Origin of the sequence: Actinophytocola gossypii, from assembly GCF_025165815.1 — a bacterium.
Classification (GTDB): domain Bacteria; phylum Actinomycetota; class Actinomycetes; order Mycobacteriales; family Pseudonocardiaceae; genus Actinophytocola; species Actinophytocola gossypii.
This window is the reverse complement of the sequence record NZ_JAFFZE010000005.1, coordinates 18,572-32,642: the sequence shown is the minus strand read 5'-3', so window position 1 is coordinate 32,642 and position 14,071 is coordinate 18,572. Positions and strand designations below refer to the sequence as shown.

General features: G+C 73.0%; 16 protein-coding genes. 4 read left to right on the top strand and 12 right to left on the bottom strand.

From position 1 onward, the window contains the following. Window position 1: 1 nt before the first annotated feature. Window positions 2-778, bottom strand: coding sequence for a DNA polymerase beta superfamily protein (locus JT362_RS04400; RefSeq protein WP_260189712.1), 777 nt, complete (start codon window positions 776-778; stop codon window positions 2-4). Window positions 779-892: 114 nt separating this feature from the next. On the opposite strand from JT362_RS04400, the gene JT362_RS04395 reads away from it, so the two are divergent. The 3 genes from JT362_RS04395 to JT362_RS04385 all read left to right on the top strand — a co-directional run bounded on the left by JT362_RS04395 (window position 893) and on the right by JT362_RS04385 (window position 3,178). Beyond that, the gene (locus tag JT362_RS04395) at window positions 893-1,123 is read left to right on the top strand and encodes an antitoxin (protein ID WP_260189711.1); all 231 of its coding nucleotides are present in this window, start codon (window positions 893-895) and stop codon (window positions 1,121-1,123) included. Next, entirely contained in the window at window positions 1,120-1,542 is a 423-nt protein-coding gene (locus JT362_RS04390; RefSeq protein WP_260189710.1) for a TA system VapC family ribonuclease toxin, read from the top strand. The genes JT362_RS04395 and JT362_RS04390 overlap by 4 nt, the downstream gene beginning before the upstream one ends. Window positions 1,543-1,645: 103 nt before the next feature. After that, window positions 1,646-3,178 (top strand): carboxylesterase/lipase family protein, encoded by a 1,533-nt coding sequence (locus JT362_RS04385; RefSeq protein ID WP_260189709.1) that lies wholly within the window; start codon window positions 1,646-1,648, stop codon window positions 3,176-3,178. A 36-nt stretch (window positions 3,179-3,214) separates the two neighbouring features. Here the strand turns inward: JT362_RS04385 and JT362_RS04380 are convergent, their stop codons facing one another. After that, window positions 3,215-4,063 (bottom strand): M23 family metallopeptidase, encoded by an 849-nt coding sequence (locus tag JT362_RS04380; RefSeq protein WP_260189708.1) that lies wholly within the window; start codon window positions 4,061-4,063, stop codon window positions 3,215-3,217. 469 nt (window positions 4,064-4,532) lie between these two features. On the opposite strand from JT362_RS04380, the gene JT362_RS04375 reads away from it, so the two are divergent. After that, window positions 4,533-5,351: a choice-of-anchor P domain-containing protein gene (locus JT362_RS04375; protein ID WP_260189707.1), complete on the top strand. Its 819-nt coding sequence runs from the start codon at window positions 4,533-4,535 to the stop codon at window positions 5,349-5,351. On the opposite strand, the gene JT362_RS04370 is transcribed toward JT362_RS04375, so the two are convergent. From JT362_RS04370 to JT362_RS04325, 10 genes are all read right to left on the bottom strand, one after another. Then, entirely contained in the window at window positions 5,327-5,890 is a 564-nt protein-coding gene (locus JT362_RS04370; protein ID WP_260189706.1) for a carboxymuconolactone decarboxylase family protein, read from the bottom strand. The genes JT362_RS04375 and JT362_RS04370 overlap by 25 nt on opposite strands. Beyond that, a complete protein-coding gene (locus tag JT362_RS04365) occupies window positions 5,887-6,705 on the bottom strand; it encodes an SDR family NAD(P)-dependent oxidoreductase (RefSeq protein ID WP_260189705.1) in 819 nt (272 codons plus the stop codon). The genes JT362_RS04370 and JT362_RS04365 overlap by 4 nt, the downstream gene beginning before the upstream one ends. Before the next feature lie 24 nt (window positions 6,706-6,729). Then, the gene (locus tag JT362_RS04360; protein WP_260189704.1) at window positions 6,730-7,833 is read right to left on the bottom strand and encodes a serine hydrolase domain-containing protein; all 1,104 of its coding nucleotides are present in this window, start codon (window positions 7,831-7,833) and stop codon (window positions 6,730-6,732) included. Then, window positions 7,830-8,708 carry a WXG100 family type VII secretion target gene (locus JT362_RS04355; protein ID WP_260189703.1) on the bottom strand — a complete coding sequence of 293 codons (879 nt, stop codon included), beginning with the start codon at window positions 8,706-8,708 and terminating at the stop codon, window positions 7,830-7,832. The genes JT362_RS04360 and JT362_RS04355 overlap by 4 nt, the downstream gene beginning before the upstream one ends. After that, the gene (locus JT362_RS04350; RefSeq protein WP_260189702.1) at window positions 8,705-9,007 is read right to left on the bottom strand and encodes a WXG100 family type VII secretion target; all 303 of its coding nucleotides are present in this window, start codon (window positions 9,005-9,007) and stop codon (window positions 8,705-8,707) included. Before JT362_RS04350 ends, JT362_RS04355 begins: the two co-directional genes overlap by 4 nt. Beyond that, entirely contained in the window at window positions 9,004-9,363 is a 360-nt protein-coding gene (locus JT362_RS04345) for a YbaB/EbfC family nucleoid-associated protein (protein ID WP_260189701.1), read from the bottom strand. Before JT362_RS04345 ends, JT362_RS04350 begins: the two co-directional genes overlap by 4 nt. A gap of 25 nt (window positions 9,364-9,388) precedes the next feature. Next, on the bottom strand, window positions 9,389-10,171 hold the full coding sequence (locus JT362_RS04340) for an ESX secretion-associated protein EspG (RefSeq protein WP_260189700.1): 783 nt from the start codon (window positions 10,169-10,171) through the stop codon (window positions 9,389-9,391). Further along, on the bottom strand, window positions 10,168-10,491 hold the full coding sequence (locus JT362_RS04335; RefSeq protein WP_260189699.1) for a hypothetical protein: 324 nt from the start codon (window positions 10,489-10,491) through the stop codon (window positions 10,168-10,170). The genes JT362_RS04340 and JT362_RS04335 overlap by 4 nt, the downstream gene beginning before the upstream one ends. A 17-nt stretch (window positions 10,492-10,508) precedes the next feature. After that, window positions 10,509-11,684: a PPE domain-containing protein gene (locus JT362_RS04330; protein WP_260189698.1), complete on the bottom strand. Its 1,176-nt coding sequence runs from the start codon at window positions 11,682-11,684 to the stop codon at window positions 10,509-10,511. 116 nt (window positions 11,685-11,800) lie between these two features. Next, on the bottom strand, window positions 11,801-13,975 hold the full coding sequence (locus JT362_RS04325) for a helix-turn-helix domain-containing protein (RefSeq protein ID WP_260189697.1): 2,175 nt from the start codon (window positions 13,973-13,975) through the stop codon (window positions 11,801-11,803). Window positions 13,976-14,071 lie beyond the last annotated feature (96 nt).

The following is a 14,071-nucleotide window of genomic DNA, read 5'->3' as shown; positions in this document are numbered from 1 at the left end:
GTCAGGAGTCCCAGGTGGAGCGGTAGACGTCGATGAGCCAGGCGTCGGCCGCGGTGTGGTCGGGTTTCGGGGGCAGGTGGCTCGTGTCGAGCAGGGTCAGTAGTCGTGCCTCGAGGTCGTCGGCGGCGGCCAGTGCTTCCTCCTTGGTGTGCTCGCCTCGGCGGAGTTCGCGGAGCCACGTGCGCCACTCGTCGGGCATCGGGAGGGTGACGTGGGCGTCGGTCAGCAGTTCGACGCCCTGCACGCCGAGGCGGACCATGTGGTATGCGAACTTGGTGTCGAACCCGAACCGCTCGACCAGCTCGGGGCGGTTGGTGTGCTTCCTGCCCTTGAGGCCGAGGAGCTGGTCGCGCTGGGAACGCAGGTAGCCGACGAACCGCTCCCCCGCCTGCCGGGACAGCACCAGCTCGGGGTGCGCCCTGAGGTACCGGCCGTGCCGGTCGATCTCCACGACCTCGGTGTCTGGCACGAACAGGGGCAGCAGCACCGTCGGGTTGCCCTGTAGCGCGAGGCGCATCCACTTCCGCAGCGAGTACACGATCAGGTCGAGGTCCCCCGGCCCGGAACGATGACCGAACGGCTGGGTGCGGTACTCGTACTGCTCGAACCGCCGCAGGCCGACGACGTACTCGGCTGGCTCGACGCAGATGCCCATCTCGTCGCGGTCGTCCTGGTCGTCGATGGACACCCCGTGCACGCCGGAGCCGACCTGGGTGCGCAGGATCGTGAACCGCTTCGCGATGTCCGCCTTCTCGGCACTGCTGTGCTTGTAGGTCATGTTCGGTCCCCCAGGCCGCCGGAAGATCAACCGGGGCAACGATCCTCCGTAGGAACAGGGTGGATCAACCGAATTGCATCATCAGCACACCGTGATGCGCTGATGTCTAGGGGTGTGCGAACCACCGTCGATCTCCCGGACGATCTGCATCGGCAGGCGTTGTCGATCGCGCGGGACACGTCCCGGACGCTCAGCGAGACCGTCGCCGACCTGATGCGTCGGGGGCTCAGTCAGGGCGGCGGCAGCACGACGGTGACCCGCAGCAGCACCACCGGCCTGCCCGTCGTCCGGCTCGGCACCGTCGTCACCACCGAGGACGTGCGTTCGCTGGACGACGACTCGTGACCAACCTGCTCGACGCCAACGTGCTCATCGCGTTGGTGGTCGTCGACCACGTGCATCACCCGGCCGCGGAGACGTGGCTCGCGAAAACCGACGAGCCGTTCGCGACCTGCCCGATCACCCAGAGCAGCTTGGTTCGGCTGCTGATCCGCGAAGGCCAGTCGGCGGTGACCGCGCAGGCGATCCTCGCCGCGCTCGCCGAGGACGGACGGCACGAGTTCTGGGCCGACGACGTGTCCTATCGCGACGTTCCACTCACCGGGGTCATCGGGCACCGGCAGGTCACCGACACCTACCTGGCACAGGTCGCCCGTCAGCGGGACGGACGCCTGGTCACGTTCGACCAGGGCTTGGCCGAGGCACATCCCGATGTCGCCGAGCTGGTGCCGGTCGGCACTCCCCTGCCGCGCTCGGGCGACTGACCGCCGCCCGAATCAGACTTTCGTCGACATCGTCGGCTGCTTTGGGCGCTGGTGGCCCGGGGCGCGGTCGCGGTGGACTGGGGGCGACGAAAGGGGGCACGGGATGAACGGGTGGCAGCGGTGCGCGGCGGTGGTCGCGGTGGTGTTCGGGCTGGTGGGCGGGGTTCCGGCCAGTGCGGGGACCGATCCGAGCCTGGCGCGGACCGAAACGGGGCTGGTGCGGGGAACCGTGGACGGGGACGCGGTGGTGTTCCGGGGGATTCCGTACGCGGCGCCGCCGGTGGGGGCGCTGCGGTGGCGGGATCCGGCGCCGGCGCAGCGGTGGCGGGGTGTTCGGGACGCGACCCGGCCCGCACCGGCCTGTGCGCAACACCGGGGTGAGTTGCCGGAGGAGAGCCGGAGCGAGGACTGCCTCTACCTCAACGTCACCGCGCCGGCGGGGCAGGACCGGCGACCGGTCGTCGTGTGGTTGCACGGTGGGGGCTTCTACATGGGCGCCGGCGGCAGCTACGACGCGACGCGGCTCGCCGCGAGGGGGGACGTCGTGGTCGTCACCGTCAACTACCGGCTGGGGGTGTTCGGGTTCTTCGGGCATCCGGAACTGAAGGGGTCGGGGACGTTCGGGCTGCGGGATCAGCAGGCGGCGCTTGGCTGGGTGCGGCGCAACATCGGGGCTTTCGGCGGGGACCCGGGGAACGTGACCGTGGCCGGGCAGTCGGCGGGCGGGATCAGCGCCTGCGCACACCTGACCTCGCCCTCGGCGGCCGGGTTGTTCGACCGGGCGATCATGCAGAGCGGGTCGTGCGACCTGTCCTGGTTGGACAACTTCGAGTACCGGGGCGAGCGGGCGGCGTCGATCTTTCCGCCGGTCGGCGGCGTCGAGGAGCAGGGGCGGCGGGTGGCGGCGGATCTCGGGTGCGGAGACCCCACGACCGCCCTGGCCTGTCTGCGGGGGCTGTCGGTGGACGCGCTGATGCCGGTGCAGCGGAAGTTCATCAAGCCCGCCTACGGGACGCCGGTGCTGCCGCTGCACCCCGCCGACGCGGTGCGGCGCGGCTGGTTCCACCGAGTGCCGGTGCTGGCCGGCAACACCCGGAACGAGGCCACCTCGTCGACCTCGATCTACGACGGCGGGCAGGCGATGAGCGAGCGGACCTACGACGCCGTCCTCGCGGCGACGTTCGGGGACGACGAGGCCGCCGTCCGGGCCGAGTACCCGCGGTCGGACTACGACTCGGCGGCGCTGGCCTGGTCGGCGATCGTCACCGACCGGAAGTGGGCGTGCTCGCAGTACGCGACGTCCCGGAAGCTGGCCCGGCACACCAGGGTGTTCCAGTACGAGTACGCCGACCCGCAGGCACCGCCGCTGTCGCCGTTGCCGCCGACGATGCCGATGGGCGCGCAGCACGCGTCGGACCTGTGGTCGTTGTTCGACCTCGGCGGGATGGCGCCGCCGTTCACGGCGGGTCAGCAGCGGCTGTCGGACCGGATCATCGAGGACTGGACGACGTTCGCCGAGACGGGCCGGATCCCGGGGTGGCCGGAGTTCGACACCGGGTACACCCGGTCGTTGGCGCCCGGTGACATCCGCCCGGTCGACCTCGCGGCCGAGCACCACTGCGGGTTCTGGAACTGAACCGGGGCGGGCGCCGGCCCGCCCCGGTTCACCGGGTCAGCCGCAGTGTTCCCACGGGCTGGTGTAGCTGGCGGAGCCGACGGAACCGCCCCACTTGACGCAGGTGCCGGGGGCGGACTTGACGACCGGCCCGGCGTAGTAGGAGAACGAGCCGGAGTCGGTCCCCCGGGTGCCGCCCTGGGGTTCCAGGAAGGCCGACATCGGGGTCGCCTTGCCGACGTTGGTCGTCTTGATGGTGACCACGCAGTTCTTGCCGGAGTTGTACAGCAGGTAGACCCGCCCTGCGTCGCCGAGCCGGTGCGAGTTGATCACCGAGTAGCCGGAGCCGCAGACCTCCTGCGGGGTGTACGGGTTGCCGCCGCCACCGCAGTTGTTGCTGGTGTAGCTGCGGGTGCCCCAGTAGTAGATCTGGGAGCCGTTGAACCTGATCTTCACCGCGACGCCGCCGGAGCGCTGCTCGTAGTGCAGGTGCGCGCCGGTCGACCCGCCGGTGTTGCCGACGTCGCCGATCCGCTGGCCCTTCGAGACGCTCTGGCCCACGCTGACGCGCTGCACCGACAGGTGAGCGTACCGGCTGGTCCAGCCGCTGCCGTGGTTGATCTCGATCCACCGGCCGTAGCTCGTGTTGCCCTCGTTCGCGACCCTGGACACCGTGCCGCCGGCCGACGCGACCACCGGGTCACCGGAGTCGTTGGTGCGGTTGAAGTCCACCGCGTTCGCCGGGCTGTGGTTGGTCCTGGTCTGACCCTGCCACGTCTGCCCGCAGGGGAAGGGCATCTGGAACGCCGGCGCGGCACTGGCCTGCGGGGTACCGACCACGTTGACGACCGTGGTGGCGACGAGTGCCGCGCCGACTAATGCCGCGAACCATCGTGTCCGTTTCACTTTGCCTCCATCTGTCACACCAACCTGCTGTGACCATCCGAACACACGAGGGCACCCCATGGGAAGGTTTCGGGACCGATCGACATCTGGTTATCGATTCACCTGTCATCCCGGGGCGGCCACGCCGGTCGCGGCGGATGGCCCCTTATCAAATGACCGGAAAGGCGTTCACGGCGGCATTCCGATTTTCGACCAGTCCGACATGAGCTACATCACGGTTGTATCACCCGAACAGCCTAGTAACGCTCCTCGAACGACTCAGGGCATCGGGCTTTGGTGCTTCTTCCGTGGCGGACCTGGGGGAACGGGCAGTGTCGACCATCGGACACAGACACTTTCCGGGCTGTTTTCGACCACGCTCCGTCGCAGCTCCGACCATTGACTGGGCCATCGGTGGGAGCGATTCTGGGCCGCATTCCCCGATCACAGCTCAGAAGTGGAGTTGACCTTGCGTCGTTCCCTGACCACCGTGGGCGGACTCGCGGGCGCCACCGTGCTGGCCGCTCTGCTGAGCACCGGCCCGGCCGCCGCCGACCCGCCGGACGGCCCCAGCGGTTCCGCGTTCGCGCTCTCCGTGCGCACCGAGCTCCTCGACGCGCCGCTGGTCGAGATCGACCCGCGCCCGAGCGTCAGCTACCCGGACGGCGGCGCCGAGTCGGTCGCCCGGATCGGGCCCGACCTCGCCGGCCTGGTCAGCGCGAGCGTGCTCGACGCCGCCTCCGACGTCGACGGCGACGGCGTGCTCACCAGCCGGGCCGACATCGCCCAGGCCGTCGTCCAGGGCGTCCTCAGCGCCAAGGCGGTCACCGCGGAGTGCCAGGCCGGCCCCGACGGCCTCACCGGCGAGTCGAACATCGCGGAGCTGACCGTGCTCGGACAGCGGATCGACGTCACCGCCCCCGCGACGATCAACGTCCTCGACGTCGCCACGGTCCGGATCGGCGAGCAGATCCGCACCGGCGACACGCTGACGGTGAACGCCGTGCACGTGACCGTCGGCGGCCCGATCGGCGGCATCGCCGGCGCGGACGTCGTGCTCTCCCAGGCGACGTGCACCGCCGGCGGCGCGCCGACCACTCCCCCGGAGACCACCGAGCCGACCACCGAGCCGCCGACCACGACCACCGAGACCCCAGGCGGCGGCGACGCCCGGGGCGGCGTCACGCCCGCGGCGAACGACGACGTGCTGGCCAGGACCGGGGTGAGCACGATCCTTCCGGTGTCGATCGGCGCCGTGCTCCTGCTCGCCGGCGGCGCGACCGTCTACCTCGCCCGGCGCCGTACCTGACCGCGATCGCCGCGCTCCGGTTCGATCCGGAGCGCGGCGATCGCTGTCGCCAGCAGCTCGTAGTGGCCGACCAGCAGGCACAGCTCGACGCACTCCCGCTCGTCGAGGTGCCGGGACAGTGCCCGCCACGCCTCGTCGGACAGGTCGCGTTCGTGGTGCAGCAGATCCGTGGCGGCGAGCAGCGCGCGTTCGCGGGACGTCCAGCCGTCGGCCGTGGGTCCGGCGACGACCCGCTCGGCGTCGGCCTCGGAGACGCCGGCGCGGGCGGCCAGCCGGCGGTGGTGGGCCAGCTCGTAGGCGCACTCCCGCAGGTGCGCGACCCGCAGGATCACCAGCTCCGTCTCCCGCCTCGGCAGCACGCCGCCCGGCATCAGGCGGCCGGCGAACCGCAGCCAGCCCCGGAACAGCCGACGGTGCCGGCCGAGGACCAGGAACAGGTTCAGCGGCCCGGTGCCCGCCACCCGGCCGGCGACCCGCGCGGCCACCCAGGTGAACAGTCCGACCTCGCGCCGCGAGCCAGGACGCACGCCGGCGGTCACGAGTCCGGCTGCGGGGTCGTGAACGGCGCGTCCTCGGTGCGGGCGATCTCCAGCGCGGCCGCGACGTGCGACCGGCGGTGCCGTTCCACCACGGGCTGCACCGCCATCCGCAGCGGCAGCAGCGGACCGACCCAGCGCGGCGAGACGATCCGCCTGGCCCGCCGGGCGATACCGCGCTCCAGCGCGTCGACCGCACCGGCCAGCGGCGCGGTGCCGGTGACCGTGCCGCCGCCGGTGAGCGCCGCCGCCGCGCGGGTGCCGAAGCCGCGGCTGGTCATGTCGGTGTCCAGCTCGGCGAAGTAGGCCACGCCGACGCGGGCTCCGGACGGCGCCAGCTCGACGCGCAGCGTGTTGCCCAGTGCCTCGACCGCGGCCTTCGACGCGCTGTAGGCGCCGAGCAGCGGCAGCTGCACCGCGGCAGCGAGCGAGGACACCGCGAGCGCGTACCCGCGCCGGTGCGACACGTGCTGGCCGGCCGCGCGCAGCGTGTAGTACGTGCCGAGCGTGTTGACCCGCATGGTCCGCTCGAACACCTCCGGGTCACCGCCGACGACGGCGAGCTGCCGCGCGATCCCGGCGTTCGCGACCACCACGTCCAGTCCGCCCAGCTCGCCGGCCAGCTCCCCGACCGCCAGCTCCACGGCGTCCCGGTCGGCCACGTCGCACTCCCGCCACGGCGCCCCGCACTCGTCCGCGACGCCGGCCAGTGTCTCCGGTTCCAGCCCGCACAGCGCCACCCGCGCGCCCCGCCCGGCCAGCCGCCTGGCGAGCGCGGCCCCGATCCCCCGCGCGGCACCCGTGATCAGTACCCGCATCCACCCACGGTAGTGCGTGGGCCGCTAGGCCTCACACAGGGCGGTACCCAGCACGTCGTACCGGGTCGGTGCGTTCTCGCCGGCGGGGAACGTGTTCGTCGTCATCGAGGCGTACCGGCCGTCGTCGGTGACCATGGTCACCGAGGAGTGGCCGGTGGTGAGGTTGCCGGCGTGGCCCCAGGCCTCGCCGCCGCAGGACAGGTTCAGGCGCATGATGCCCAGGCCGTAGTCCAGGTTGTGCGCGCCGGGCACGGTCGTACGCATCTCGGCCAGCGACGCCGGGGACAGCAGCGTGTCGAGCTCGCTGTGGAACGTCGCCAGGTCGGTCAGCGTGGACGTCATGGCGCCCGCGCTCGCCGCGTACGTCATCTCCAGGTTCGACGTCGTCTCGATCCAGAACTGGAACGAGCCGATGCGGACGCCCTGGTAGCCGTGCACGTACGGGTCGGGCAGCGACCGGTCGCCCGGGGCCGGGACCGACGTGGCGGTCAGGCCGAGCGGCTCGATGACCAGGTCGGCGACCGCGTCCGCGTACGGCTGGCCGGTGATCGCCTCGATGAGCATGCCGAGCACGTGGTAGTTGATGTTCGAGTACCCGTAGCCGGTGCCGGGGGCGAACTGCGGCGCCTGCGCCAGGCCGGCCCGGACCAGCTCGGCGAGGTCGAAGGTGCCGTCCGGGTTGGCCTGGGCGTTGATCGCGTCCCTGGCGATCCCGCTGGTGTGCTGGAGCAGCTGCCGGACGGAGATCGCGTTGCCGTCGTAGTGCTCGCCGCCGACCACGCCGGGCAGGTAGGTCTCGATCGGCGCGTCCAGGTCGACCAGGCCCTCGTCGACCAGTCGCAGCACGGTGGTCGCGACGAACGTCTTGGTCTGGCTGGCGATCCGGAAGTGGTCGGTGGCCTCGATCGGCCGGTTCGCGCCGAACCTCGACGTTCCGCTGGCGACCGTCCACGACTCGGTGCCGTCGCCGGCGTACACCGCGGCGCCGGGACCGGCCTGCAGGAGGTACTGGTCCAGCACGGTCTGGGTGTCCGGGTGGTCGGCCGCCTGGGCGGGGGCGGCGAACGCGGTGCCGGCGGTGGCGGTGAGCGCGGCGGTCACCAACCACCGGGTGATCTTCCTGGTCACACGAGCTCCTCTTCGCGGTCCGTGCTCGGCTGGTCGTCCGGCTCGGTGGTCTGCTGGTCTTCCGGCTGGGTGGTCTGCTGCTGCTCTGGCTGGGTGCTCTGCTGGCCGATGGGGGTCAGTACCTGCTTGACCAGGTCGAGGACCGCGAGCGCGGCGTCGACGAGCTTGAGCAGGTTGTCCCCGCTGGCCAGCAGGGCCGCCAGCTTGCCGAGGATCCGCTGGCCGTAGTCGACGGCGATGCCGACGCACTGCGGGATGGCCGCGACGATGCTCTGGCCGAACGTCGCCGGAGCGGCGGCCACCGCCTGGGTCATGATCGGGACGATCTTCCCGACGGCCTCGGCGACCAGTCGGGTCACGATGTCGACGACCTGCGCGACCACCTCACCGGCACCCGCTACGGCGCTGGCGACCGTGGTGCTCGCCTCGCCGAGCGCGGCGAGCCCGTCGGCCTGCTGGGCACCGGCCGCGCGGTAGCCGTCGGCGGCCTCGCCGGCCCACTCGTCGGTCTCCTCGGTGGTCGAGCGGCGGTAGTCGTCGGCCACGGTGGCCGTGTCTCGCCCGGCGCCGTCGAAGCCGTCGGCGCCGGCCGCGACCGGGTCGGGGTTGCCGCGCAGCTGGTTGAGCGGCTCCTCGAGGAACGACACCATCGGCATCAGCCAGTCGAGGCCGGCGCCGGAGAGCCCGGTCAGCGGGTTCTCGGTGGAGCCGAGCGCGCTCAGCGTCGCCGTCGACCCGGTGATCTCGCCGGACAGCCACGCCTTGCCGCGCACCGCGTCGGTGGTGAGCCGCAGCTCGACCAGCAGCTCGGCGGTGGTGGGCTGTTCCTTGGCCGCCGGTTGCTCCGTCGTCGCCACCTCGGTCGCCGTGCTCATCGGACTCCCCCCTCGAAGGTGCCGGCGTGGTCGTCGTCGACGCGGCGGTAGTCGTCGGCGGCCTGCCGCAGCCCCATGCCCATCGTGTCCACGGCGGACGCGGCGTGGGTGTAGGCGTCCCTGGTCTGGCCCATCGCCCCGCCGAGTCCGGCGGTCAGGAACTGGGCGAACGCGCCGAGGGACGCCTCGCCGAGCCCGTCGGGCAGCCGGCCGCCGACGTCGATGAGCCGGTCGGCGACGCCGCCGAGAGTGCCGGCGTGACCGAGCAGCTGGTCGGGTGAGGTGCCGAAGCCGGTCACTTGGCCACCTCCGGGAGGTTGGCCTTGACCATGTCGAGCGCCGGCCCGTCGCCCAGGTACCGGGTCATGATGTCGATGACCTGGGTGCCGACGGCGTGCTGGGCCTGTCGCGCGGTGTTCAGGATGAGCCGGGCGAGGGCGTCGGCCTCGAGGGCGCGGGCGGCCGGTGTCAGCCGCAGGTCCTCGAGCGCTCCGCTGGCGCCGACCGACACGGTCACCTCACCGCGCGGCGAGCTCGCGGTTCCGCCGACCTCCCGCAGGCCGGCGCTGGCCGCCTCGGCCCCCTCGGCGGCACGGGTGAGGCGGGCGTCGTAGTCCGCGAGCCAGTCTCGGGCCGATCGTCGTGCTGTGTCCATTTCGTGTTTCCCCTTCTTGATCCCCTTATTCGGCGGCCGCGGTGATCGCGGTCCGCAGCTCGGCCGGGCGCAGCGCGTTGACGCTCGTCCAGCCGTCGTCGGCCTGGTCGATCCGGACCCTCCCCTGTGGACCGTCTAACCAGGACAGATCGGTGCCGGCGCGGACGGTGCCGGCGTCGGTGCGTCGGGTCGCGCCGAGCTGGCCGCGGCCGGTGATGCTCGGCAGCAGGCCGGCGAGCTGGTCGACGACGCCCGGGTCGCCGCCCTGGTCGCGCACGAGGTCGCGGAGGCGTTGCCGGGTGGCGGCCTCGTCCTGGTCGACCAGCCGGAGCGCGTCGCCGACCACGCCGGGCGGGAGCGTGATCGGCAACGTCGGCGCGGCGGGAACGTCCGGGATCAGGGCGGTCAGCTCGTCGGCCAGGGCCGCGCGCGGGACCCGCCGGACCCGGACGGTGGCGGCGAGGTCGTCGTCGAGCACCTGGTCGCAGACCACCACGCCGGTGCGGTGCGGGAGCGCGACGGCTCCGGTCGCGCCGCCGGGCCGGACGACCACGACGTCGACCGTGCCGCGGTGCTCGCGCAGCGCGGCGACCAGGTCGGCGGCGGTGCCGGTGGGGCCGTGCTCGTCGGCGAGCCCGCGTTCGCGCAGCGTGTACCCGGCGGTGGCCAGCAGGCTGTCCCGGTCCTCGGCGACCCGGCCGAAGGACGGCACCCGCAGCGGGTACGGGAAGCCGACCCCGGCGTGCGTGGCGAGCAGGTCCAGTTCGACCAGTCCGAACTGGACCGACTCGGCGACCGTCGTGGTCACGACCGGTCCTCGGCGGTGCGCAGGGTCGTCTCGGCGGTGGCGTCGGTGGCGGCGTAGCTGTCGGCGGTGGCGCGCAGGGCGCGGTGGAAGCCGTCCAGCTCGGCGTTCGCCGCGCGGACGGCGCCGGTGAGGCCGTCCGGGCCGGCGGCCGCGCTCAGCCGGGCCGCGGAGTGCTGGGCGGGTGGGGCGGTGCCGAGCATCGGCAGGTGCTCGGCGAGCTTGCCCGCGGAGGCCACCAGTGCGCCGGTCTCGTCGGCGAGCGCGGTGAGGGCGGTGATCCGCTCGGCCAGCTCGTCGGGGTCGATGCGGTACTCGGACATGGCTGCTCCTGGACGTTCTAGCCGATGACCGAGGAGCTGGTGCGCGTCGTCACGACGAACAGCTCCCGGTCGATGACGGGCATGCGGTTGCGGTGCTCCTCGTCCTCGCTCTCCCGGCCGCGCGAGGCGACCGGCGGCATGACGCCGTGGCCGCCGGGGCGGGCGGAGGCCGCGTCGGGCACGGCGCCGGCGACCGTCGCGGGGGCGGCGCCGGGAACGGGCGGCAGCAGACCGGCGACGGGACCGGGGCCGGGGGTCGGGGTGGTCACCCGGAGCGGACCGCCCCCGCCCCCGACAAGCTGTTGCCACGGCACGCCGGGGCCCGTCGGGGCTCCGCTGGGGGGTGCGGTGACCACCGGGTTGTTGCCGAAGGGCATGGGGGTGACGCTGGACGGGCTGGTGCTGGCGATCAGGTCGTCGCCGGCGCGCAGGCTCGACTCGTAGGTCCGCATGGCGTGCACGGCCTGGGCCTTCTGCTGGGCGGCGCCGTCGGCGCCGTAGTACATGCTGTACCCGCCGGTGTCGATGGCGTTGAACGCCGTGCCGGAGCCCGAGGTGGGCTGGGACCCGCCGAACGTCTGGGCCATGTTCCGCCCCAGGTCGGCGTAGCTCTGCCCCATGGTCTTGTAGGTCTGGGCCATGTCCTGCCCCAGGGCCGCGTAGTTCTGCCCCAGGTCGGCGAAGGTCTGGCCCATGCCCGCGTAGCTCTGCCCCAGATCCGCGAACGAGTTCGGCGCCGTCGCGAACTGGTCGGTCGGCGCGGGTGTCGAGGCGCCCATCGGCGCCGGGGCCAACGAGCCCGGCGACGGTACGGCGGCCGGTGCCGGGGCGAACGTGGTCGGGTCCGCCGGCGGTGGCGGCATCATCGCCCGTGCCTTGGCCAGCGCGTCGGCGGCGTCCTGCGCGGCGCGTTGGCCGGCGGCGGCGTGCGCGGCGATCTCGTCGACCCGGTCGGCCAGCCGGCCGAGCCGGTGCGCGGCCTCCTCGCCCGCCTCGCCGTGCCAGCAGCCGAGCAGCGCGGTCCGCTCGTCCCGCAGCCGCGCGGCCTGGTCGGTCAGCGCGACGCCGTGCCGGCGCCACTCGTCGGCGACCGCGCTCACGTCCGCGACGTCGGCGCCTTCCCACAGCATCCGGTACAGCTCGTCGTGGGTGTAGGCGTCCCAGTTGACGCCGGACCCGTCCCCGCTTGTCACCCGGAGTCCCCTTCCCCTGTTGCCTGCCGGTCGAATCGTGTCCTCGGGCGGGCGCGCGGAACCAGGCCAGCCGCCCGGCCACTTCTGGCCGGGGGCGGTGACCAGGGGAAAGAGGGTCAGCGCGCCAGGTGGTCCTGGAGCCTGGCGTGCCGGAACTGGTAGACCGCACCCGCGCGCCGCAGCACCCCGCGCCGGTAGGCGTCGTCCAGGAAGGCCGGCAGGCCCCAGGGCAGCCGGCCGGTCAGCGGCAGCCACAGCCGCGCGAGCACCACCCACTGGCCCCACGCGGTCAGGCTCACCGCGTACCCCAACCCGCCGGCGAGGCCGCCGATGATCCCGATCAGAATCGTGTACAGCGGGGCGAGCACGAACTCGGCGGGGGCCACCAGCAGGTTCGCCAGCAGGACCACCAGCCGGCCGACGAGCTGGGCCACGACCGCGAACGAGAGCCCGACCAGGAGCGCCTGGACGAGCACGGTGGAGCGGTTGGCGCGCAGCAGGTCGGCCGGGCTGGCGACCGACTCGATGTCCAGCGGTGTCTCGAACAGGGCCGACAGCGCGGCGACGAACCCCGCCGAGAGACCGAAGATGGTCCCGAACAGGAGCGAGTCCGCGACGGCAACGAGCGGCGACAGCGCGTCGCGCAACAGGAGCCAGGGCAGCACGTCGCGGACGATGATGTAGCCGATCCCGACCATGAAGCCGAGGCCGAGCCCGATCCCGAACCGGTGCCGCACGCCCGACGGCCTGGTCATCCGGCCGAACCGCAGCCGGACCCGGGACGGCTCGTGCTCGGTCCGTCTGGTCGCGAGGCCGTAGGCGAGCCCGAACGCCAGCCCGGTGCCGAGCCCGAACACGGTCCCGAAGGACACCAGGTACAACGTCGTCGCGCCGAGCACCATCCCCTCGACGACGATGTCCACCGCGGCGACGATCGACCCGACGACGGCCGCGATCATCAGGACGCGGACCCAGCGCGGGGTGGAGGTGCCGACCCGCCACCAGGCGAGGTCGCGGGTGCCGAGCCGGTGCAGGTGCCGGGCGAGGTAACCGAACCACCGCTGGACGTGGTCGGGGTCGAAGCGCCGGTTCTCCGGCTGGTAGCGGTAGACGGTGGGGACGAACCGGCCGAGCAGGTGCTCCTCGACGGCGGCCGAGGTGGGGAACCGGGTGGTGTCGAGGAGTTCGGTGGGGTCGTGGTCGGGGGTGTCGCTGTAGATGGTGCGGGCGAGGCCGACCATCAGCGGGGTGGCCAGCACGGTGGCGAGGTGCGGATGGTCGCGGAGCTCGTCGAGGACGGTGTGCCACTCGGCCTTGCGGGTGGTGCGGGGGAGGTAGCCGGCGAGGTCGTCGATGGTGAGGTCGGTCAGCCGCACGCCGCCCGCGGCGGTGAGCACGTCGGTCCCGGCGACCGCGGCGGCGTACTCGTCCGGGCGGCTGGTGAGCAGCAGCGGCAGGGTGGTGCCGTTGAGGGCGGCCAGCGCGGCCCGGTGCAGTCCGGCGGCGATCTCGTCGAAGCCGTCGAGCACGGGCAGCACCCGCCCGGTCTCGACGAGGGCGGCGGCCAGGGTGGTGCCGTCCGGTCCGGGAGCGCTCAACGCCGGGTGGTCCCGCAGCAGCTGCTCGATCAGCCAGTCCCGCAGCCCGGTGGTGTTCGGGTTCCACGCGCCGAGCCCGAAGATCACCGGCACCGGGTCCCCGGTCGCACGGTTCCCGAGCAGGTCGAGCACGAAGCGCAGGGTGAGGATGGTCTTCCCGGAGCCGGCCTGCCCGAGCACCACCAGCCGCCCGGACGGGATCCGCCGGTAGACGTCGACGATGTGGTCGAGCTGCCCGGCCAGGTCGAGGGGGGTGGCGGTGTCCTGGGCGCGGACCTGGCGGATGTTCGCCCAGGAGTCGGTCAGGTCGGGCGGCAGGGTCTCCCAGCGGACCGGGAGCGGGAAGGGGTCGTGGATCTGGCGCTGCTCCTCCTCGCGCTGCCACCGAGTGCGGACCGCGTGCGCGAGCTGGCGGGCCGCGCCGCCCAGCCCGTCGTCCACCGGGGCGGCCGGTGTCGGTGGTTGGGCCGTGACGTGCCCGGCGGCGGCGAGCAGCTCGACCCGCTCGGTGTCCGCGAGCCCCAGCGCGTCGGCCAACTGCCGAACGGTGGCGACCCGAGGGTCCGCCCCGTCCCCGGTCTCCAGTCGACGAACGGTGCGCACACCGAGGTTGGACCGGTCGGCCAGGGCTTCCTGGGTCAACCCCGCCCGCCGTCGAAGCTCCCGCAGCAACGCCCCGAAGTGGCTGCTCACATCGTCCCTCTCGCCACCGCCGACCCCGGGATTCACCCTATCGATGCGCCACCGGCCACAATTGGCCGGTTCGTGACCGGCGTTCTACGACCCCCG

Excerpts from the sequence above, each read along its gene's own strand:
- JT362_RS04355 (WP_260189703.1), bottom strand. The coding sequence starts at position 8,708 with ATGAGCACGGCGACCGAGGTGGCGACGACGGAGCAACCGGCGGCCAAG.
- JT362_RS04385 (WP_260189709.1), top strand. The coding sequence starts at position 1,646 with ATGAACGGGTGGCAGCGGTGCGCGGCGGTGGTCGCGGTGGTGTTCGGG.
- JT362_RS04335 (WP_260189699.1), bottom strand. The coding sequence starts at position 10,491 with ATGTCCGAGTACCGCATCGACCCCGACGAGCTGGCCGAGCGGATCACC.
- JT362_RS04365 (WP_260189705.1), bottom strand. The coding sequence starts at position 6,705 with ATGCGGGTACTGATCACGGGTGCCGCGCGGGGGATCGGGGCCGCGCTC.
- JT362_RS04345 (WP_260189701.1), bottom strand. The coding sequence starts at position 9,363 with ATGGACACAGCACGACGATCGGCCCGAGACTGGCTCGCGGACTACGAC.
- JT362_RS04400 (WP_260189712.1), bottom strand. The coding sequence starts at position 778 with ATGACCTACAAGCACAGCAGTGCCGAGAAGGCGGACATCGCGAAGCGG.